The sequence below is a fragment of the Moorena producens PAL-8-15-08-1 genome, assembly GCF_001767235.1.
GTDB lineage: Bacteria > Cyanobacteriota > Cyanobacteriia > Cyanobacteriales > Coleofasciculaceae > Moorena > Moorena producens_A.
Genome location: NZ_CP017599.1, coordinates 2,641,428 through 2,663,481 on the forward strand (window position 1 = coordinate 2,641,428; position 22,054 = coordinate 2,663,481).

20 protein-coding genes are annotated in these 22,054 nt (G+C 43.4%); 19 read left to right on the forward strand and 1 reads right to left on the reverse strand.

Annotation, left to right across the window (positions count from 1 at the left end):
* The first annotated feature begins 158 nt into the window (after positions 1 to 158).
* From BJP34_RS09995 to BJP34_RS10035, 9 genes are all read left to right on the forward strand, one after another.
* The gene (locus BJP34_RS09995; protein ID WP_070392220.1) at positions 159 to 836 is read left to right on the forward strand and encodes a response regulator transcription factor; all 678 of its coding nucleotides are present in this window, start codon (positions 159 to 161) and stop codon (positions 834 to 836) included.
* Between the two features lie 270 nt (positions 837 to 1,106).
* Positions 1,107 to 2,378, forward strand: a complete 1,272-nt coding sequence (locus tag BJP34_RS10000; RefSeq protein ID WP_070392221.1) for a sensor histidine kinase — start codon at positions 1,107 to 1,109, stop codon at positions 2,376 to 2,378.
* 198 nt (positions 2,379 to 2,576) lie between these two features.
* Positions 2,577 to 2,909, forward strand: coding sequence for a hypothetical protein (locus BJP34_RS10005; RefSeq protein WP_149030885.1), 333 nt, complete (start codon positions 2,577 to 2,579; stop codon positions 2,907 to 2,909).
* Positions 2,910 to 3,089: 180 nt separating this feature from the next.
* The gene (locus tag BJP34_RS10010; protein WP_070392223.1) at positions 3,090 to 3,776 is read left to right on the forward strand and encodes a fasciclin domain-containing protein; all 687 of its coding nucleotides are present in this window, start codon (positions 3,090 to 3,092) and stop codon (positions 3,774 to 3,776) included.
* 220 nt (positions 3,777 to 3,996) lie between these two features.
* Complete coding sequence (locus tag BJP34_RS10015) at positions 3,997 to 4,455, forward strand: BON domain-containing protein (protein WP_070392224.1); 459 nt, start codon at positions 3,997 to 3,999, stop codon at positions 4,453 to 4,455.
* A 627-nt stretch (positions 4,456 to 5,082) separates the two neighbouring features.
* Positions 5,083 to 5,796: a class II aldolase/adducin family protein gene (locus BJP34_RS10020; protein ID WP_070396592.1), complete on the forward strand. Its 714-nt coding sequence runs from the start codon at positions 5,083 to 5,085 to the stop codon at positions 5,794 to 5,796.
* A gap of 335 nt (positions 5,797 to 6,131) precedes the next feature.
* Positions 6,132 to 7,616, forward strand: coding sequence for an aldehyde dehydrogenase family protein (locus BJP34_RS10025; protein WP_070392225.1), 1,485 nt, complete (start codon positions 6,132 to 6,134; stop codon positions 7,614 to 7,616).
* Between the two features lie 88 nt (positions 7,617 to 7,704).
* On the forward strand, positions 7,705 to 8,064 hold the full coding sequence (locus BJP34_RS10030; RefSeq protein ID WP_070392226.1) for a hypothetical protein: 360 nt from the start codon (positions 7,705 to 7,707) through the stop codon (positions 8,062 to 8,064).
* Positions 8,065 to 8,243: 179 nt separating this feature from the next.
* The gene (locus BJP34_RS10035) at positions 8,244 to 9,164 is read left to right on the forward strand and encodes an N-acetylmuramoyl-L-alanine amidase (RefSeq protein WP_070392227.1); all 921 of its coding nucleotides are present in this window, start codon (positions 8,244 to 8,246) and stop codon (positions 9,162 to 9,164) included.
* A gap of 115 nt (positions 9,165 to 9,279) precedes the next feature.
* On the opposite strand, the gene BJP34_RS10040 is transcribed toward BJP34_RS10035, so the two are convergent.
* Complete coding sequence (locus BJP34_RS10040; protein WP_229424314.1) at positions 9,280 to 10,071, reverse strand: hypothetical protein; 792 nt, start codon at positions 10,069 to 10,071, stop codon at positions 9,280 to 9,282.
* A gap of 670 nt (positions 10,072 to 10,741) precedes the next feature.
* On the opposite strand from BJP34_RS10040, the gene BJP34_RS39210 reads away from it, so the two are divergent.
* From BJP34_RS39210 to BJP34_RS10085, 10 genes are all read left to right on the forward strand, one after another.
* Positions 10,742 to 10,993, forward strand: a complete 252-nt coding sequence (locus BJP34_RS39210; RefSeq protein ID WP_149030886.1) for a hypothetical protein — start codon at positions 10,742 to 10,744, stop codon at positions 10,991 to 10,993.
* Between the two features lie 163 nt (positions 10,994 to 11,156).
* The gene (locus BJP34_RS10050) at positions 11,157 to 11,738 is read left to right on the forward strand and encodes a hypothetical protein (protein ID WP_070392229.1); all 582 of its coding nucleotides are present in this window, start codon (positions 11,157 to 11,159) and stop codon (positions 11,736 to 11,738) included.
* 111 nt (positions 11,739 to 11,849) lie between these two features.
* Positions 11,850 to 12,467 (forward strand): anthranilate synthase component II, encoded by a 618-nt coding sequence (locus tag BJP34_RS10055; protein ID WP_070392230.1) that lies wholly within the window; start codon positions 11,850 to 11,852, stop codon positions 12,465 to 12,467.
* 24 nt (positions 12,468 to 12,491) lie between these two features.
* Positions 12,492 to 13,277 (forward strand): MBL fold metallo-hydrolase, encoded by a 786-nt coding sequence (locus BJP34_RS10060; RefSeq protein ID WP_070392231.1) that lies wholly within the window; start codon positions 12,492 to 12,494, stop codon positions 13,275 to 13,277.
* 6 nt (positions 13,278 to 13,283) lie between these two features.
* Positions 13,284 to 15,194, forward strand: coding sequence for a sensor histidine kinase (locus tag BJP34_RS10065; protein ID WP_158517114.1), 1,911 nt, complete (start codon positions 13,284 to 13,286; stop codon positions 15,192 to 15,194).
* 219 nt (positions 15,195 to 15,413) lie between these two features.
* Positions 15,414 to 16,973, forward strand: a complete 1,560-nt coding sequence (locus tag BJP34_RS10070; RefSeq protein ID WP_070392233.1) for a hybrid sensor histidine kinase/response regulator — start codon at positions 15,414 to 15,416, stop codon at positions 16,971 to 16,973.
* A 328-nt stretch (positions 16,974 to 17,301) separates the two neighbouring features.
* Complete coding sequence (iscB, locus tag BJP34_RS10075; RefSeq protein WP_070392234.1) at positions 17,302 to 18,576, forward strand: RNA-guided endonuclease IscB; 1,275 nt, start codon at positions 17,302 to 17,304, stop codon at positions 18,574 to 18,576.
* 114 nt (positions 18,577 to 18,690) lie between these two features.
* Entirely contained in the window at positions 18,691 to 20,004 is a 1,314-nt protein-coding gene (locus tag BJP34_RS10080) for an aminopeptidase P N-terminal domain-containing protein (RefSeq protein WP_070392235.1), read from the forward strand.
* 6 nt (positions 20,005 to 20,010) lie between these two features.
* Positions 20,011 to 20,226: a hypothetical protein gene (locus BJP34_RS39215; protein ID WP_149030887.1), complete on the forward strand. Its 216-nt coding sequence runs from the start codon at positions 20,011 to 20,013 to the stop codon at positions 20,224 to 20,226.
* Positions 20,214 to 21,812: a peptide ligase PGM1-related protein gene (locus BJP34_RS10085; protein ID WP_070392236.1), complete on the forward strand. Its 1,599-nt coding sequence runs from the start codon at positions 20,214 to 20,216 to the stop codon at positions 21,810 to 21,812. The genes BJP34_RS39215 and BJP34_RS10085 overlap by 13 nt, the downstream gene beginning before the upstream one ends.
* Positions 21,813 to 22,054: the final 242 nt, after the last annotated feature.

Sequence of the window (22,054 nt, forward strand, 5' to 3'; positions counted from 1 at the left end):
GCTCACGGCTGACGGCTGAATACTTACTAACTGATTAACCGGACTTACTATCAATCATCTTGGCAGTATCATGGAAAACTCGCGAATTTTTCTACAGTTGTCAAAAAATTGGTCATAATCAAAGATAAAACTCAGGTAATCATTCAGAGGTGCTGAAGATGAGGATTTTACTAGTAGAAGATGATGAGCGGATTACCGACGCCCTTGCTGAAGACCTCACCGACCAGCATTATGTCGTGGATGTTGCCAATGATGGTCAAGTGGGTAGGGAACTAGTAGAGAGCTTCAGCTATGATTTAATTTTGTTAGATGTGATGCTGCCAAAGATTGATGGTATTACCCTTTGCCGAAAGTTGCGCTCCCAAGGCGACCTTACTCCCATTCTAATGCTGACGGCTCGGGATACCATCAATGATAAAATTTTAGGACTTGATGCTGGTGCAGATGATTATCTAGTCAAACCCTTTGATTTAGGAGAGTTGTCCGCTAGAATTCGGGCCTTACTGCGCCGGGGAAATACTACCTTACCACCTGTACTGGAATGGGATTCTCTCCGCCTTGACCCCAGTACCTGTGAAGTCTTCTATGAAGACCGCCTCTTGTCCCTAAGTCCAAAAGAATATGCTCTGCTAGAATTTTTCCTGCGCCATCCTCGCCGTGTGTTTAGCCGTGCTCAAATCCTGGAAAACCTCTGGTCCTTTGAACGACTACCAGAAGAAGCAACCGTTAAAGCTCATATCCGAGGTTTACGACAGAAACTCGATGCAGCAGGAGCTCCCTCTGATTTGATTGAGACAGTCTATGGTTTGGGTTATCGTCTGAAAGAAAATCCCTAATTCAATATTCAGTTGTTACTGTTGAAAGTTGCAGGTTGGCAGGTTGGTAGGTTTAAAGTTGGTAGGTTTAAAGTTCGCAGGTTTAAAGTTCGCAGGTTCAAGGTTGGAGGTTTTTCGCCTTTGGCGTCCCTTGTAGGGTAGGTTGGAGGTTGGCAGGTTTAAAGTTGGCAACTTTAAGGTTGACGGCGTTCATGAAGTAAGGAATGATATCAAGTATAGTTGGATCAGTTAGGGATTACCAATTACTAATTACTAATTACTAATTCCCAGATGTTTAAAGGTTTGCGCTGGCGTCTTCTGTTGTATTACCTGATGGTAATGGCGGCAATTTTAAGTGTATTTGGTGCGGGTGTGTATGTGTTTTTAACACAGAGTCTGTACCAGCAACTTGACAAAAAACTACGGACTTTAGCCCAATCCGCCGCCCCATCATTTACAGAAGTAGAAGTGAAAGGGAGTCAATACATTGAACAAGTTGATGAAGTCCCCTGGCGAGATATCTTTAACCGAGACCAACAAAGCCTAGAATGGTTTGATGCTAACGGTAAACTATTGGCAAGGCGAGGTGTGATTGTGTTGACTTTCCCACCAAAACTGGGTTCGTGGACGCTACAACTCCCCGAGACATCAGAGCCAATTAGGACTTTTACAATTTCTGTGTTTAAAGACACCTCGAAACCAAGCCAGCCATCCCTAGAGGGGTATATTCGAGCCAGTCAATCCACAGAGGATGTAGAAATTGTCCAAAGCCAACTATTTTGGGGATTAGGAATGGGAGGAATGATCGCTCTAGGGTTTGTTGGTATCGGTGGACTTTGGCTGACCCAGAAAGCTCTTGAGCCGATTGAGCAAAGTTTTAAGCAGCTTAAACAGTTTACTGCTGATGCCTCCCATGAATTGCGCAGTCCTCTGACAGCAATTAAAGCCTCTGTGGATGTGATGCGAAATCATCCTGAGCGAATTCATCCCAAGGATGCTAAGAAGTTAGTGGCTATTGCTAGCGCTACAGATCAGATGAGCCACTTAGCAGAAGACTTACTATTTTTAGCTCGTACTGATGCAGCCTTGTCAATTCCGACCCGAAAGTCAGTCCCAATTTCCCTCAATACAGTTTTGCAGAATGTGGTGGAATTGTTAGAATCATTTGCTCAAGATAAGCAGATTTCTTTGGAATATAACTGCCTGACAACAGTCTCTGTAATTGGGGATGAAGGGCAACTGACCCGTTTATTTTCCAACTTGCTAGAGAATGCCCTGCAATACACACCCCCTAAAGGAAAAGTGGTTCTTACTGTTGCCAAACAGAATCGCTGTGCCCTGGTCATGATTGAGGATACTGGCATTGGTATTGCCCCTGAACATCAGCCGTTTGTATTTGATCGCTTCTGGCGTGCAGATAAAGCTCGTTCTCGCCGAGAGAGGGGTACCGGGTTGGGACTTGCGATCGCTCAAGCAATCACTCACAGTCATGGGGGAAAAATCACCCTTACGTCTCAGGTTGGGGTTGGTAGCTGCTTTGAGATACGTTTACCGCTGGTTTAGGAAAATAGCTTCTAGTTTGGGATTTTATTGTCTGATTATTATACCATTATCCTAATCTCTAATCTCTAATGCCTAATCCCTAATCCCTAATCTCTAATCCCTAACTTCCTTACCGACTTTTTTACTTTTGGGTAATAATCTCAAACTATGAAGCCCAGGAAATCATCAATTTAGTTGGGAGGTACTGTGGTGAATCAAATGCAGCAAATACTAAACAATAACAATAGTTCCGGGTTAGGGTGGGTATTTCAAGGCTTGATTCTAGCAGGTCTAACCCCTCAACAGGCACAAGATGAAATTCAGGGTAATTTAGACTCTGGCACCCTCAAAATTTTCGGGGAACTTGCAAAAACGTCTATAGGTAGATTGTGCCTAGGAGGAAATCATCCTTCTGATACCAATACCAAATACCAATACCAATTCTCTAAATACCTGCAACAGATAAACTGCCCCTTTTGGGAATGGGGAATGGGGAATGGTGGGAAAATTTGGTTAATTAATCATGAGGCTTCCAGACTTGATATAACTTAGCTTTCCAATCAGTGAGAGTGTTGAGAGTGTATAGTTATCAATTTTTAACCATTCATTAATTAATAGGTTTAGACAACCTATCTGGTTTGATAGTGATGATGACTATATCTCGATCACTATACCTCGAACAATTAGTTGGAAAGCGTCAACTATACCTAGCATTCAGGAGAAATGATCTAAATGAAAACTCGCATTAAGTTGCTAACAGGTATTCTGGGATTAAGTGCTCTGATCAGTTTCCCGACAATAGCGCAAGAAAAAACAGAAAACTCAGTTAAAGATCCTGTCAATGGTGCAACTGAGTCTATGACTGAGTCTATGGTAGAAAGCGCCCCCGATTCCTTGAATAAACCCCTTCAAGAGGGTGAAAAGGTAGAAATGCCAGCTACTACTGAGGCTGAATCTACAACCAGTAACCTTGTAGAGCAAGCTGCGAGCAATGATAAATTCAAAACCTTTGTCAACGCAATTGAGGCAGCGGGCTTAACGGAAACCTTAGCAGGTGAAGGACCCTACACAGTATTTGCTCCCACCGATGATGCTTTTGCTGCACTGCCAGCAAAGACCTTAGACAGTCTATTACTACCAGAAAACAAAGAAGTACTGGTAAAGCTGCTAAAGTATCATGTTGTAAGTGGTGCAGTTCCTAGCAGTGAAATCCAGTCGGGAGAAATTACCACTATCGCTGGAAAATCAGTGACAGTACAAGTGGGTGAAGACGGTAATGTTAGTGTCAACAATGCCCAGGTAACTCAAGCAGATATTGAAGCCACTAACGGCATTATTCATGTTGTTGACCATGTAATTCTGCCCTCAAGATCTCATGCTCAATCGGAACCAGAACCAACAGGAGTCATGGGAAATTAAGATTTAGAAAATTCAGCTCACTAAGTTTGGTGTTTTTGGGAATTATATCCCGTATGTTTGACTACTTATTAGTCAGGTTAATTCGTAAAGTAAATCGTTTAAATAGTGTAATTGTTCACTTTCTATTTAACACTTAATACGTCAAAATTTGCCTGAATAATAAGTAATCAACCGGACTCGATTGGAGTAAATAAAAGTAGAGAATAAGGAGAAATTAAAGATGAATAAGTTGATGCCAATTTTACTAGGTGGAGTGATTATATTTGGTGCTGCTGCTTGCGATGAAGCTAAAACAAGTGATGAAGCCTCCTACTCTATAGATCAAAAAGATGAAGAACTAGTCACCTTACGGCCTGAAGGAAACCAAGGGGATGCCATGCTCCAAGGAACCCAAGAGGAAATGGAGTCCAAGATTGGAACTACTCAAGAGCAAAATCAAGCCTTGGGTAACTTAGAAAACCTTGATGATGATGACCAACTAGCCAATTTAGTACTCAATAATTTGGCAACCAATCTCCCCAATAGCCAGTTAGAAGTTGAAGCGGCAGAGGGAATTGTGACTATCTCAGGAAAAGTCTCGTCTGATGATCAATTGAGTCAGATTGCACCTTTGGCAATCCAGGTTGAAGGTGTTCAGAGCGTGGATGTTCAAGCTACTGTCAAAGAGCCAAACAGCTGATCGCTGATCTGGTCAAGTACCACTCTGTTGTTGCCAATGTTACCTAATTGATGTAATTATCTAATCCATAGAGAGGAGTTAGTCGCCTATTGCTTTTACCATAGTGGTAGGCGACTTTTGTTGTTGAGTGTTCCTCGGCTTTAATTCATGCTATAGCCATCCGATTTGAGTTGTGAAACAGTGTAAAAGCGGAAAGATGGGGAAGATGGTTAAAACGAGAAAGAGGGTCAGGAGGGTGAAAATGCTTAGGTACGCTTTACGTGATGGCGAACGCGCCCCGCGTGACCTACGGTCAAGGGATTGCTCGCCATCACGGGTCGCTCTTGAAGAATAGTATCCCGTGTTATTGTCAATAAATTAATTACCATGGCTATACATAGCCATTTATCCTGATTGCAGCAAGGGTAAGAATACCGATAAAAAGATTAAGATTGGCTTGGATTATCAGTGTATCGGTGTTTATAGCAATCTCTTATGATTCCTCAACAGTGAGAGTTTGCAACTCAAACTGATGAACTAAGGGAGTATTGTTTGCCTAGGAATTAGGATTGCTATATCCTTGTGGTGCTCAAGGGGGATAGGATTGTTGATAAAGTCCCTAAATTTCCCGATCAGGTGCAACTTAGTATGATCATCACGTCAATCCCTGTTGAAACCATAACCGCCCAGCAAATCATTGATACCTGTCTTAGCATGAACAGTCTTGGTATCAATCAAGGTACCAGTGGTAATGTCAGTGTCAGGGTTAGAGACAGTATCGGTGAGGCAATAGCAATCACTCCCAGTGGACTAGACTACGAAGACCTAACTCCTGATCAACTCTGCAAAATTTACTTCGGCAAAGACAAAGAACCTGTTTTTGCTGAGAATAATCGTTATTTACCCAGCAGTGAATGGCGATTTCACTATGACATACTTTTGAATCGAACTGATGTCAATGCTATTGTCCATACTCATAGCATCCATGCTACAGCATTGGCTTGTATGGGTATAGCTATACCCAGTTTTCATTATATGGTGGCTAGGACAGGTGGGAGCAGTATAAAAGTAGCTGATTATGCTACCTTTGGCACTCAAGAACTTAGCAACAACGCCCTAAAAGCACTGGGAAATTCCCTTGCCTGTTTGTTAAAAAATCATGGTATGATTGCCTGTGGCAAAGATATAAGGCACGCTCTGAAAGTCGCCCAAGAGCTAGAAACCTTGGCTCAAATGTATATCAAAATCCTCAGTGTTAACAAGATTTATGGAGAACCTCAATTATTGAGTGAGGAAGAAATGCAGATAGTTATAGACAAGTTTAAAACCTATGGAGTTCAGCCAAACATTGATAATGGGTGATTAGATAGTAATATTTTATATAATTTATAAAATAATCAAATAGTTTAGGTACACAAGTTTTGGATTTTAGGAAATAGGGAATAGGGAACAGGGAACAGGTAAAAAATAAGTGTGTACAACCTCATTAATATTAGAACCCCTATAGATATTACCATAGGGATAATTAGGGATACTATAGTTAAAGTATTAACAAAATTCAGCAAAAAATTAAAATAAGTTAACAATCGTCAATAAAATATTAATAAAATCTATATTTTTAGTTAAATTTTAAGTTTACAATCCACCATTAGAATTGAGGATGTCATAAAAAATAAACTTAACAACAGGAGACTATTATGGTCACCGCCCCTACACCAAAGGCAACACCAAAGCCAACGGTCAAAATCGGTCAAACTCAGCTGCTGATTAACAACGAATGGGTAGACAGCACCTCCGGGAAACGATTCGAGACGATTAACCCTGCTACAGGAGAGGTGATCTGTGATGTGGCTGAGGCTGATGCCCCAGACGTTGATAAAGCAGTAGTGGCGGCTAGGACAGCCTTTACCAGTGGAGACTGGCCGAAAATGTCGGCCACCCAGCGGGGGGAGTTACTCTACAAGCTAGCTGATTTAATCGAAGCCAACAAGGAAGAAATAGCACGGCTGGAAACCCTAGACAATGGGAAGCCCTATCGTGATTCCTTTAATGCAGATGTGTCTCTAGTCATTGCCTGCTATCGGTACTATGCTGGCTGGGCAGATAAGATTCAAGGCAAAACAATTCCCATCAACGGACCCTACTTCTGCTACACGCGCCATGAACCTGTGGGAGTGGTTGGTCAGATTATTCCTTGGAACTTTCCACTGTTGATGCAAGCTTGGAAGTTAGGCCCAGCATTGGCAGCTGGTAACACCGTGGTGATGAAAACAGCGGAACAGACTCCTTTATCAGCGTTGCGGATCGGTGAACTGATTGTGGAAGCAGGTTTCCCTCCTGGTGTGGTGAATATTCTTTCAGGCTATGGACCAACCGCTGGGGCTGCGATCTCACATCATATGGATATCGATAAAGTTGCCTTTACCGGCTCGACTGAGGTAGGGCATCTAATTATGGAAGCTGCTGCCAAGAGTAACCTCAAGCGCATCACTCTAGAACTTGGTGGTAAGAGTCCTAACATTGTCTTCGCTGACGCTGACATGGATAAAACCATTGAGGGCGCTCACTTTGCCCTGTTCTTTAACCAAGGACAGTGCTGTTGTGCTGGTTCGCGACTGTTTGTGGAAGAAAAGTGCTATGACGAGTTTGTAGACAAGTGTGTGAAACGGGCACAAAATCGCACAGTTGGTGACCCGTTTGATGCTAACACAGAACAGGGACCCCAAGTGGATCTCGAACAGTTCAATAAGGTGATGGGCTATATTGAGTCTGGTCAGCAAGAAGGAGCTCAGATGTTGTGTGGTGGTGGCCGAGTTGGCGATCGCGGTTACTTCATCGAACCGACAGTGTTTGTTGATGTCCAAGATCAGATGAAGATTGCCCAAGAAGAAATCTTTGGACCAGTGATGAGCATTATTAAGTTCAAAGATATGGATGAAGTGATTCAGCGGGCAAATAATACTATGTATGGCTTAGCAGCAGCTGTATGGACAAAGGATATTACTAAAGCTCATGCGATCGCAAACAATGTCCGTGCTGGTACTGTCTGGGTGAATTGCTACGATGTGTTTGATGCCGCTGCTCCCTTCGGTGGTTTCAAGCAGTCTGGGATTGGTCGTGAACTTGGGGAGTATGGCTTGCAGCAATACACCGAGGTCAAGACAGTTACGGTTAAATTGTAGCAATCTAAAAGCCTGGGTTTTATTATCAACAACCCGAAAAGAAGGCTACAGGATAGTTAGTTGGTAATTTAGGACAAGCTAATGGGTAATGGGGAATTGTAAGCCAATTTCCTATTACCCATTACTTTATGCTGTGCTCAAGCTTCAATTTAAAGTTCAGGTAAGCATTGAGCGTTCAGCGGTCAGCCGTCAGCCGTCAGCCGTCAGCCGTCAGCTAAAGGCTCACGCTGGGCGAACAGCTTTGTGGAACAGGGTTCTAGCCTGTGACTTAACTCAGATTAAACCAATGGTTACCTGTTGTCAGCCAAGCAAAGCGCGAGTGGGGGAAACCCCCTGTTCCGAAGCTGCATCGCTTATTCAAAAGTACCGATCTAGTAGCACCATCTGTAGCCCATTAGCTGAACGCGCACGCGTGTGCATAGCACATAAGCTGATAGCTGATAGCTGATAGCTTACGTTATTTTTTAAGATTTCTTGATCCGGATCAATTTAGAAAACAAAAGTGTTCAGTGTGAGTTTTCGATTTAGCAGCAGTTTATTAAATTTTATTAAGCACCATTGGCTTAAATCCACTAACATAGAAGAGAATTGGAGAAAAGGGCTAATTAGAGAGATTCAGAAGGTTTCATGAAATACGGAATTGATATTGGTCACAACTTGCCCCCTGATACAGGAGCTCAAGGTATCAGAGTAGAAGATGAAATGACTAGAGACGTGGGAACTAGAGTAATTTCAAAATTGAGAGACTTGGGACATCAGGTAGTTGAATGCAAGCCTAAGAGTGCGAGTACTTTGGGCAGCTCGCTGCGGCAACGGTGCAATATTGCCAATGCTAATCGAGTTGATCAGTTTGTTTCAATTCATTTTAATGGGTTTAATGGTCAAGCTAATGGGGTAGAAGTATTTGCGATTAGTGATACTGCCAAAAAAATTGCCCAGCCAGTTTTAGAAAAAATAGTCGAGTTGGGTTACTTCAATAGAAAGGTTAAAAATGGCTCTCATTTATATGTCCTCCGATATACCAATATGCCAGCAATTCTGATAGAAAGCTGCTTTTGTGATTCCCAGAAAGATATGGCACTCTACGATCCAGAAGTATTAGCTAATGCAATTGTTCAAGGATTAACAGGAGAAGAGCCACCAACTACTAAATCTTCCTCTGACGATAATGTGCTAGAATTACAAAAATATCTCAATCGTCTAAAAATTAAAAGTCCTGCGGGTCAGCCATTAGTAGAAGATGGATCTCTTGGTCAGGCGACTATCGCAGCAATAAAAACATTTCAAGCTATTGTAGGAATTAACCAAACTGGAATTGGTGACTCGACGACATGGCAGACTATTAATCAGATTCTTGAGCAACCCATACTTAGACCTAATCATGCTGGAGGGACCACGGTAAAATATCTCCAACGTCGGGTGGGAACTCAGGCAGATGGTATCTTTGGTTCAGGCACCGCAAGTGCTGTGATCAGATTTCAGAAACAACAAGGCTTAACGGCTGATGGTATCGTCGGACCACAAACTTGGAGTAAATTGATTGACTAGCAAGGCTTTGAGCCACGTTTAGCATTGAACCAGCAGTGGCCTCACGTCTGACCCGATCGGGGAGCGTGAGATTAATGGAAGACAGGAATTAGAAGAGTTCAAGGTAATAGGAATATTACTCGTTATTAGTATAGTTTTCCGTTAACAGGATAAGATAGTCTAATGCTCCATATAATCGGGACAATTTATCAATCGTAAAATTTTCGATATTTTGAGTGAAAATGTCCCTTTGTAATCGTCCAAATTGCCATAAATTACCATCAGTAACTATGCCATAAATAGGACGTTGAAGATCTTGAGGTGCGACCCGTGGCGAATTTAATTCGCCAACGGAAAGCGCACCTAAGATTTTTTGCGAAGCTACCAACTCGGCAAGGCATTGCCCCCAACCTTGTTGAAAATCATTTTTCTTCGCCTCAATAAGCGATGCAGCGCGGTCTTGGGGGTTTCCCCCATGAGCGACTGCATCAAGAATAATAACCAGTGGTTTTTCTAAAACCGTTTTTCCTAATTCCGATTTTGTCGAAAATATATAGTCAGGAGTACCTGACAGAACTTGATCATAGAAGATGCTTTTTTGAATCCAAAAAGCATAGGTTTGATAGTATTTTTTATAGAGTTCTCGCAACAAGGGAGAAATGATAATTTCACTCCGGGAGGCTTCCGAGCTGAATACATCTATCGTTTCTTTATAAAACTCTAGGTCTTTCAAGAAAATTTCTGGTGGGTCAGTGTCTTGAGAAACTATAAACGTTCCTTCTTCGTATTTAATTTGATAGTGTTTCTGTACATCAGCTATAGTTTTAAAGTCACTAAGCGATGCAGCGCGGTCTTGGGGGTTTCCCCCATGAGCGACTGCATCAAGACAATGCCATAGTTGATCAGTCTCCTGATTGGGTCTAATCATATCTTAGACATCACACTATCTCGTTATGATATTGAAACAGATGTACGGCGTAGCCTAAGAGACTGTTGATCAAGTAAATTATAAGTAGACGGCGATTAGTCGCTGACTGTCATAGCACTTACCAAGTATAAAGAGCGATCGCGAAGCGTGGCCTTAGGCCAATCGCTCTTAACCAGAAGAAATAAGTATAAATATTTGATTACTTACAAAAATCAAGATTTGACTACAATTTAACCAATGCGATCGCTAAACAACATTAAGAGGGTGAAGCCAAGCTCGGGTTTGCTGGTTGTTGGGTAGTGGAGTGCGAACGCGCCCCGCGTGGCCTACGGCCAATCGCATAAGCGCGAAAGCTGAGGCCTAAGGCCAATCGCTCTTAAGCAGAAGAAATAAGTATAAATACTTGATTACTTACAAAAATCAAGATTTGACTACAATTTAACCAATGCGATCGCTAAACAACATTAAGAGCCAGAATTCCTTATTCTCGGGATTATGATCTATTTTGAGCTCTTAGCTGATGGGGTAAGCATATGCGCTACGCGCACGCTGCGCGAACAGCACTCAGCACTCAGCACTCAGCACTCAGCTTAATGCTTACGGCCAGGGAGAAGCAGACGTAACAGAGATTAAACTAATACTTACCTGTTGTCAGCCATGCAAAGCGCGAGTGGGGGAAACCCCCTGTTCCGAAGCTGCATCGCTTATTCAAAAGTACCGATCTAGTAGCGTGGCACAGGGTAAGCATATGCGCTACGCGCACGCTGCGCGAACAGCACTCAGCAGTCAGCCGTCAGCTTATTTTATTCAAAAGCTGAAAGGTAAGCATTTAGGCGTTGGCCACGCTACGGGAATGGCCACGCTACGCCAACAACTGTCAGTCGTCAGCCTTGGCCGTTGGCCACGCTACGCGAATGGCTGATAACTGATAACTGATAGCTGATAACTGATAGCTGATAGCTGATAGCTGATAGCTGAGGGCACAGGCTTCTACCGTGGCACAGGCTTCGACGCTGGGACAAACACGCATAAGCTGATAACTGATAGCTGATAGCTGAGGGCTGATAGCTATCAGTTATCAGCTTATGAAAAAATCGATATTAAAAGAAAACCGAAAGTATACATTTAGTGACTATTTTGCGATGACCAATCCCACTGAGGAAATTGTTGGTGAGTTTGGTTACTCCTTCGCCATTGAAGTAATTGACCTTCCTAAGTCTACCAACTATGACCTAGATATCATTGAAAACCTCAACCATACCTACTACACCATTATTCCCAAAATAAGCCTTACGTCGGAAATTGCCAAACGGGAATTTCTGATTGCCCCACTAATCCTGGAAATTGCCAAGCTGCTCCCAGTTAAAGTCAATGTTGAGTATCCCCTAGACATTAACGATCAGCTAGGGGGAGCCCTAGACTACTTATTAAAAAGTAACCAAAATCTGATTATTATAGAAGCAAACAAGAAAGATATTGATGCTGGTTTCAACCAGTTAGCAGCAGAACTAATTGCTTTAGATAAATATGAAGAGAGCGAATCTATTGAAATTCTTTATGGTGCTGTGACTCTAGGGGATATTTGGAAATTTGGAACCCTTGATAGGAAACGGAAGCACATTGCTAAAACTATTCAAAGTCAGACTATTCCTAGGGATACAGAATAAATATTCTCAATTCTAATTGGAATACTGAGCTTAAAACCAGGGCAGAGTTCAATTAAGCGCTAACCTATAATCTATAACCTGCAACCTATGGTCAATCGGGAGTAACCGATAATGATTCTTGTCATTGACAACTACGACAGCTTTACCTACAACTTAGTACAGTACCTAGGAGAATTGGGTAGCCAATTACCTGTGGCATCAGAGATTCAGGTCTATCGCAATGATAAAATTGATATACAGAAAATCCGCGAGCTCAACCCAGATGGGGTAGTCATTTCTCCAGGCCCAGGACGTCCTGAAGATGCTGGGATATCAAGGGCTATATACAGCAATTTGGGGTCAAATCTCCCCATTTTAGGGGTTTGTTTGGGTCATCAAGCCTTGGGCCAGGTATTTGGCGGGAAAATTGTTTCGGCACCAGTATTGATGCATGGCAAAACCTCAGAGATTCATCATACTGGGGTTGGGGTTTTTCAGGGATTACCCAATCCTTTCACAGCGACTCGATACCATAGCTTAGTTATTGACCGTAGCTGCTGTCCTGATGTCTTGGAAATCACGGCTTGGGTGGATGATGGCACAATTATGGGAGTTAGACATCGGAACTATACACACATAGAAGGCGTCCAATTTCATCCAGAGAGTATTTTGACCTGTTCTGGTAAGCAACTTCTAAAAAACTTCTTAGAATCGCTGCCAGCATCTGCTACTCTCTCTATATCTCCCTGAAAATAAACTTGTTTCCAAGAAACCATGAAACGGCGACAGTTGATGCGCTATGTGAGTGCGGGTGTACTCACAACTCTTTCAACCGGCTTAGCTTCTGGACTCAGTTCTTACCAAGCACAGCCATCACGCAATGTATTGACAGTAAAGTGGCTTGGTCATACCTGCTTTTTATTTACTGGGGGTGGTGTGCGAGTTTTAGTCAACCCATTCCAAACCATTGGGTGTACGGCTAGATACAACTCACCAAAAGTAGAGGCAGATTTAGTCCTAATCAGTAGCCTACTACTAGATGAAGGAGCAGCGGAAGGGATACCGGGGAGTCCCCGGCTCCTATTTGAACCGGGTATTTTTCAAGTAAATGGGCTAAAATTCGAGGGAATTAGTATTCCTCACGACCGAGTCGGTGGACGTCGGTTTGGTAATAACGTGGTTTGGAAATGGACTCAAAATGGTATCAATATCCTACACCTGGGAGGAGCAGCAGCCCCTCTAGATATTGAGCAGAAAATTTTGATCGGGCGTCCTGATTTAGCGTTGATTCCAGTGGGAGGGGGACCAAAAGCCTACACCCCTCAAGAAGCTAAACAGGCATTTGATGTCCTTAAGGCAAAGATCATGATTCCTACTCATTTCCGAACCAAGGCCGCTGATGCCGAACAGTGTGATATTTTGCCAGTGGAGGAGTTCTTAACATTGATGAAGGAGACACCCATACGCCGTGCCAAAAACGATACCATTACGATTAGCTCAGGGGATTTATCCCAAGATGGGTCAGTGATTCAACTAATGAGTTACAACTACAACTTTTAAATGCGCTTGCCTAGCCCCTTACCCAGACTGCAACCGCCTTTCTGGATTGGTGGAGTGGCGGTTTTAGGCATGATTTTCTGGATTGAAACCCTACGGCAGTTTGGGTTTGTTGTTCCAACTCCCTTTATACTTCTTTTCTTTGCTGTTGCCCTAACTGCCAGTATCGACGGATTACTTGCTGGAGTTACCAGTGCCACAGTATGGGCAATTTACCTGATCTATGCCTCTGCTGTTCACGTTGGTCCACCGAGTTTAACCGGGGGTTCAGTAGAGGTGAGTTTGGGGATTCTAGTTGTGGTCTTACTGGCTGTGCGGCTCGGCTGGATAAAAGACCAGAATCAGAAGCTGATCCAAAAGTTGCGACAAGCCAGCCTTGAGCTAGAACGACGGATTGAACAACGCACCGCTGAACTCTTAACCACCAATTCTAGACTCTCCAAGGAGATTCGCGGACGCATTCTGGCTCAAGAAGCCCTCGGAAAAAACGAATTGGCATTACAGTTAAGCCAAAATCGACTTGAAAGTATTTTGAGTTCCCTTGAGGATGTGGTTTGGTCCGTGCGCCCCCAAACCTCCAGACTGCTTTACCTCAACTCCGCTGTTGATAGTCTTTATGGTTATAGTATATCCGATTTTTTAGGTAACTCAAATCTTTGGCTAGAGGTAATCCACCCAGAAGACCGAGAACGAGTTCAGCAGAAGCGAAATTTTTTTAGCAATAACTCATTGCCCTTGTCACCCCAATCACTTCTGGCCATTGACGGTCAAGACTTAGAATATCGAATCGTGCGCTCTGATGGGCAGGTGCGCTGGATTCGTGATCATGTACAAATTCACACCGATGCCCATGGTATCGCGATACGCATTGATGGTATTGTCACTGACATTACCAAAGCCAAGCAAGTCGAGGAAGCAATGGCCGCGAGTGAGCGGAAATTTCACGCCATCTTTGACCAGACCAGCCAATTTACATGGCTCCTGCAACCAGATGGTACCTTGCTCGAAGCCAACCAAACTGCCCTTAACTTTAGCGGATTAACTCCGTCAGAGATTGTGGGTAAGCCCTTCTGGCAAATCCAATGGTGGACACAGTCTACTCAAACCGAGAATTCTTTAAAAAATGCGATCGCTCAAGCAGCTAACGGTGAGTTTGTCCGTTATCAAGGGTCGGTGCTAGGGTTACAGGGTCAAGTGATCACGATGGAGTTTTCCGTGAAACCGTTGCGGGATGAGAACGGAAATATAGTGTTGTTAATCCTAGAAGGTCGAGATATTAGCGATCGCATCAGAGCAGAAGCAGCAACTCTAGAGGCTCAAAACAAGGACATACTGCTTAAAGAAATTCATCATCGGGTCAAGAACAATTTACAAATTGTCTCAGGACTCCTTTACCTCCAGTCCCGATATATAGATGATGAAAGTATTCTGGATATCCTCTGTGAAAGCCGCAATCGTCTCCAAGTCATGGCCTTAATCCATGAGAAACTTTATGGCTCTAAGAACCTCACCCAGATTGACTTCCAAGATTATATTCAATCCCTGACTAAGGACTTATTAGGATGTTACGCCTGTACTAATAATCCCCCTAGGATTAAGGTTAATTTTGTTCAGACATTTCTGGACATCGACAGGGCAATTACCTGTGGTTTAATTATTAATGAGTTAGTCTCCAATTCCCTCAAACATGCTTTTCCAGAAGAAGATGGCGGTAAAATTATTGTTGACTTTAAGTGCTGTGAGGATAACTATTTTGAACTGATCGTCAGTGACAATGGTCTTGGCATCCGAGAAGGTATAGATTTAGATAACCCCAAGACCCTCGGTCTACGCTTAGTCCATACCCTAGCCACTAAGCAACTCAAAGGTGAAGTTGAGTTAGATACAAGTCATGGTGTTATGTTTAAAATTAAATTTTAATAAAGTTTAAAATTGTTTAAACAAGCTTAAAGCATTAGTAAATTTTTCAAGACCAACCTCGAATTGTGATATAGAACTATTAGGTTATGATGCAGTTAACTAACCGGCAGCACAGAACCAAGGCAAAAGTTATTAAGTAGGGAGAACAAACTGGCTTGCTTCAAGGTTAAGACAAGGGACAACCCAAGGTAACTTGAAAAGCAATTCCATAACTAGGAAATGTCACAAATAAACATCTTAGTGGTTGAAGATGAAGCGATCACAGCTGAAGTTATTGCTGAACAGCTCATACAGTTGGGATACACCGTAACCGATAGCGTCACCTCTGGCACGGGCGCTATCAGCAGCACTGCCAATAACCAGCCTGATTTAGTCCTGATGGATATTACCTTAGATCCAAACGATATAGATGGCATAACTGCTGCTCAGCGCATCCGAGAGCAATTCCAGATTCCAGTAGTCTATTTGACAGCCCACTCTGATGAGACTACCCTAGCCCGAGCTAAGATGACAGCACCGTTCGGGTATCTGATCAAACCATTTAACGAACGGGAATTGCGGGTAGCGATTGAAACGGCCCTCTATCGGCACCAGCTGGAAAAAGAGTTAGTCAAACAGCAGAATTTGCTAGCAACAATACTCAGCTCCACTAATGATGCCGTGATCGCTACCAATGAAACAGGGGCAATCACCTACATCAACCCAGCCGCTGCAACCCTCACTGGCTGGACAGTAGCAGAAGCTTTTGGGCACAGCATTACAGATGTGATTCAAATTGTAGACGAACGCACTGATACCCCACTCCAGAACCCAGTCATGGAAGTGCTTCAGGAAGAAAGGGTCATTTTTGTGGATCAGGGCATAGGTTTGATTGCCAAAGACGGTAGCAAGATCTCCGTGGGAAATAGTGCTTCCCCGATTACAGAAGAAGATGGTACCATCAAGGGTGTAGTTCTTGTGCTGTGGAATATCAGGGAACAGCAACAACCCGAATTATTGGCAGTAGAAAGAGTCAAATTGCCAGCCAAAGCTTGCGCTAGCATACAAGCTGAAGCTCAAGCGGGTCAACTATTGTCTGCAGTACAAGAACTAGGGGCACTGAAATCTGACCTAATCGCTAGGATTTCCCATGAGTTTCGCACTCCCCTATCGATTATTTTAACTGCTGCTGAACTGCTGCAAAAATACGGGTCCAAGTTGTCACCGCACAAACAAGAAAGAAACTTGTATCGGATTCAATCATCAGTGATGCGAATGACTCGAATTATGGAAGATGTTCTGACCTTAAGCAAGGCTGAATCCGGTGAACTCCAGCTCAACTGTGTGCCCGTAGATGTGGTTGAATTATGCCGCAGTTTAGTGGAAGAGCACCAAATCATGGTGGGAAAGCGCTATACTATCGGTTTGATCCCTCAGGATTCCCCTGGCCTAGTTGAGCTGGATGAACAAATCCTACGGCAAATTTTGAGCAATTTGCTGACCTTAGCAACTCATTACTCCTTGAAGGGTAGTATGATTGCTTTGGAAATGTTTTGTGAAGATAACCAAATTGTGTTCCAGGTAAAAGACCAAGGCAGTGGGATTGTGCCCGAAAGTCAGGGACAATTATTTGAAGCGTTATTCCGAGCTAGTAATATTGGTTCTATGTCTTCTTCAGGAATGGGGTTAGGCATGATCCGCAAGTTTGTGGATTTGCATCGTGGTAAAATTACCTTAACTAGTCAAGTCGGAGTTGGGACAACCTATACGGTAAAATTGCCATTAACCAGTTCTATCTAGGTGGGGTTGGGCTAAAAAGAAATATAGCTAACAACTAACCAATAACTAAGGGTCACGAACCCACCGTTAATCGCTAATCGCGGTATAACGGGGGCTTGAAAAAGCTCATAACGTGACCAGCCTAAGTACTCGAAGTACTCCGTTTTTTGAGCTATCACACCCTTAGATGCGTCGCTAGTCTTTTGCTCTGTGGTTAATAGTTAAACAGTCGTAAACGGGTTAGGACAGTGCTATTAGCAAGACAAACTCAAAAAACATTGGCGTTCGCGCAAGCGTGTGCGAAGCACGAGCGCGAACTTCACCCTAGTAATAGGAGATAAACACAATTATGCGTGTTTTTGTACTCGATAAAAACCTTAAAACACTAGACCCTTGTCGTCCCGCAAGAGCTAGATTATTGCTCAAACAAGGTAGAGCCAAAGTGTTTAGAAGGTATCCATTTACCATCATCCTGTCAGATTTGGAGGTAGAAAACTGTACTACTCATAATCACCAGTTAAAAATTGACCCAGGTGCAAAAACAACAGGTTTAGCAATTCGGCAAAACAACACTGTTATTTGGGGTGCTGAAATAACGCATCGTGGATTCCAAATCCGAGATGCTTTAACCTCAAGACGACAATTAAGACGTTCTCGCCGTAACCGTAAAACTCGTTATAGAAAACCTCGCTTTCTTAATCGGAAACGTCCCGAGAGGTGGTTAGCGCCTAGTTTAATGTCTAGAGTTCATAACATTATGACTTGGGTTAAAAAACTGATTCGGTTTTGTCCGATAGCGGGTATTTCTCAGGAGTTGGTACGGTTTGACACTCAAAAGACGGAGAACCCAGAAATCTCTGGTACTGAGTATCAGCAAGGTACATTGTACGGCTACGAAATTCGAGAATACTTGCTCGAAAAATGGAACCGTAAATGCGCTTACTGTGGTACAACGGATACCAAGTTGGAAATCGAACATATCAAGCCCAAATCTTTAGGGGGTTCCGACAGAGTTAGCAATCTGGCAATTGCTTGTCACGATTGTAATCAGGCTAAAGGAAACCAGGAGATTAAACAGTTCTTGTCAGGGAAGCCTGATGTTTTGAGACGAATTCTGTCTCAAGCCAAACGACCTTTAGCTGATGCCGCTGCGGTTAATGCTACTCGCTGGAAGCTTTACAAAGAACTGAAATCTACCGGTAACCCATTAGAAACCGGTTCGGGAGGTCGTACTAAATACAATCGGTGTCGGTTTAACCTACCTAAAACACATTGGCTTGATGCCGCCTGTGTGGGGAATGTTCAAAGCATTTATGTTGAGAATTATCAACCTCTATTGATTGAGGCTAAAGGTCACGGAACTCGTCAAATCTGCCGAACAGATAAGTTCGGGTTTCCGAAGAGGTACTGTTCAAGAACTAAGATTCACAAAGGTTTTCAGACCGGAGATATTGTCAAAGCAGTTGTCACTAAAGGCAAGAAAATCGGAACTTACGTTGGACGGGTTGCCACTCGCAAAACCGGGTCATTCAATATTTCAACTGCTAACGGATTGATTCAAGGAATTAGTCATAAATATTGTCAACCAATTCACAAAAAGGATGGTTATGCCTATACAATTTAAACCCTGTCCTCCCTTTCCTGAGTGCCTGTCACCTGGGGTTTCCCCAGGTGTTTATATGGCACGTCTCACCGCTAAATCAAAAATTATAGCGGGAGACGACCGGGAGGCGGACAGATGATTCCACAAACCGAATATAAAGAACGTCGTGAACAGTTGATGAGTAAGATTGGCAACGGAACCGCTATCTTTCGGAGCGCCCCGGTTGCCATTATGCATAATACTGTGGAATACAATTTCCGACAGGATAGCGATTTTTTTTACTTGACAGGTTTCAATGAACCAGAAGCCGTAGTTGTACTAGCGCCCCATCACGAAGAACACCGATTTGTCCTGTTTGTGCAACCGAAAGAACCAGAGAAAGAAGTCTGGACAGGCTATCGGACAGGTGTCGAAGCAGCCAAAGAAAAATTTGGAGCCGATGAAACCTATCCGATTACTGAGTTGAATGAGAAGCTACCTCAGTATTTAGAAAAGGCCGATAGAATTTATTACCACTTGGGACGGGATAAACCTTTTAATAATACCATCCTAAAACACTGGCAAAGGTTGATGGCACTTTATCCCAAGAACGGAAGCGGACCGATGGCTCTCGAATCCACTAACTTAATTCTCTATGGGATGCGCCGGGTTAAGAGTGCTACAGAATTGAAGTTGATGCGTCAAGCTATAGAAATCTCTGTGGATGCCCATAACCATGCTAGAGCATTTACTCAACCTGGGCGTTATGAATATGAAGTGCAGGCAGAGCTAGAACATGATTTTCGGCGACGAGGTGCCATCGGACCGGCTTACCCGAGCATAGTAGCGTCTGGGGCTAATAGCTGTGTTCTACACTATACCGAGAACAATCGACAGATGCAAGACGGGGATTTACTACTGATTGATGCTGGTTGTTCTTATGGGTATTATAACGCTGATATTACTCGGACATTTCCAGTGGGTGGTAAGTTTACCCCAGAGCAGAAAATTCTGTATGAGTTGGTCTTGAAAGCACAGTTGAATGCGATCGCACAAGTTAAACCAGGGAATCCCTATAATCAATTTCATGACACCGCTGTGAAAATCTTGGTGGAAGGGTTAATCGATTTGGGACTCCTGGCTGGTGATAGTGAGGAAATTATTAAAGAGGAGAAATATAAACATCTATATATGCACCGCACCGGTCACTGGCTGGGATTGGATGTCCATGACAGTGGAGGCTACAAGCAGGGGGAAAACTGGCAGATTTTCCAGCCCGGTAATGTAGTAACAGTGGAACCAGGACTTTATATTGGTCCTGATACTGAGCCAATAGAAGGTCAGCCAGCTATTGATCAGCGGTGGCGCGGGATTGGGATTCGGATTGAGGATGATGTGTTAGTGACTGAGTCAGGGAATGAAGTATTGACTGCTGGTGTACCGAAATCCGTAGAGGAGCTAGAAACTTAAGCTATTGTGCATCTACAGCAAGATATCAGCCAGTGGGTTGCGTTACGGGACGGGTTCAGGGGCTTGCGAGGTGGAAAATCAGAGGCTTTCCGTCCCGGACACACCCTACTCACTTTTTTATTCTCCATTCCCGATTCCCGATTCCCGATTCCCGATTCCCTGTTCCCGATTGCCTGGGTGCAGCGCTATAGCTACCATTTTAGAAAACAATGGACAATCTGAATGATTCTTTCTCTGGACAAGAGTCAAAGTTTCAGCAACTACAGCACCAATTACGCGATCGCTGGCAGAGTAGTGATCAATTTGACCAAGACGAACACGATATTCTGGTAGTGCCTTCTGTCAGTGTTGATCAACGGGAACTGCTGAAAGTTGAGGGTTTTTTGCACTACGAAGAACGGTTATTATTTTCCCTAATTCGTCTGCGCAACCCTTACACACGGTTAATTTATGTTACCGCTGTGCCCTTGCCACCGATTGTGATTGATTACTACTTGCAGCTTCTGCCGGGAATTCCCTTCTCCCATGCACGCGATCGCTTACTGCTGTTTTCCACCTATGATGCTTCCCTCAAACCCCTCAGCCAAAAGATTCTAGAACGTCCCCGCTTGATGAAGCGGATTCGTCAAGCTTTGCGTCCAGGAAAGTCTTACATGTCTTGTTACAACTCTACTAATCTGGAGCGCGAGATATCCTTAAAATTGAACTTACCCCTACTTGCCCCAGACCCAGATTTGCTTTATTGGGGTACCAAGAGCGGTAGTCGGCAAATTTTTGCTGACAGTGGTGTCCCCCATCCCGACGGCAGTCAGTTAGTCTGGAGTGTTGATGATTTAGTCGAAGCAACAGCTGAGTTATGGTACAGGCAACCGCAACTAAACAAGATTGTGATTAAACTCAACGAAGGGTTTTCTGGAGAGGGTAATGCTATCCTGGACTTGAAACCACTATCGGAGGTAGGTCCGGGAAATGTTTCCCATGCTCAAACAGTAGCGGCTTTGAAAGAAAAGATCGTCCATTTGAGATTTCAAGCCAGTGGGGAAACGTGGGAGAGTTATAGCAGTCGGATACCGCAGTTAGGGGCAATTGCCGAAGCATTTATTCACGGAGAAAAAAAGCGTTCACCTAGCGTTCAGGCTTATATTACTCCCCATGGCGAGGTCAAGATTCTCTCGACTCACGATCAAATTCTTGGCGGACCAGACGGTCAGATTTATCTAGGTTGTCGATTTCCCGCTGATCCAGGTTATCGCCTACAACTGCAAGATTGGGGAGTACGAGTCGGTCAGACCTTAGGGGAAAAAGGAGCAATAGAGCGTTACGGTGTAGATTTTGTGGCTGTTCATCAGCCCGATCGAGATACCTGGGATTTACAAGCCATTGAAATCAACCTCCGCAAAGGCGGTACCACCCATCCCTTTATGACCCTGAAATACATGACCAATGGTCGCTATGACCTCTCCACAGGTCTTTTTTTCAGTCAGCAGGGTCAACCAAAGCACTATATTGCCACGGACAATTTACAGAAAGAGAGTTACAGAGGGTTAATGCCTAATGACTTGATGGATATTATCGCCTACCATCAACTGCATTTTGATAGCAGCACCAAAACTGGCACTGTATTTCACTTGATGGGCACACTCTCTGAATTTGGCAAACTAGGATTAACTAGCATTGGAGATTCTCCCCAACAAGCAGAAGAAATCTATAACCAAGTTGTGAGGGTACTGGATCTAGAAACTAAATCTGACCAAGATGCCAATATCCCAGTTTCCCATCCTAGTATTCCGATTGCTTGGAATAGATAACATAGGGAATTGTAGAATGTAGAAGTAAGAATTAAAAATTAAGAATGGAGCATGGAGCATGGAGCATGGAGCATGGAGCATGGAGCATGGAGCATGGAGCATGGAAAATTTAGAATGTATAATGAAAAACTTATAATGTAGAGGTCTAGGGGCTAAATTAGCAATTATGACAGAAAACTTTAAATATGTTATATTTGACTTCCAAATTATTAATTATACATTATTAATTATACATTATTAAT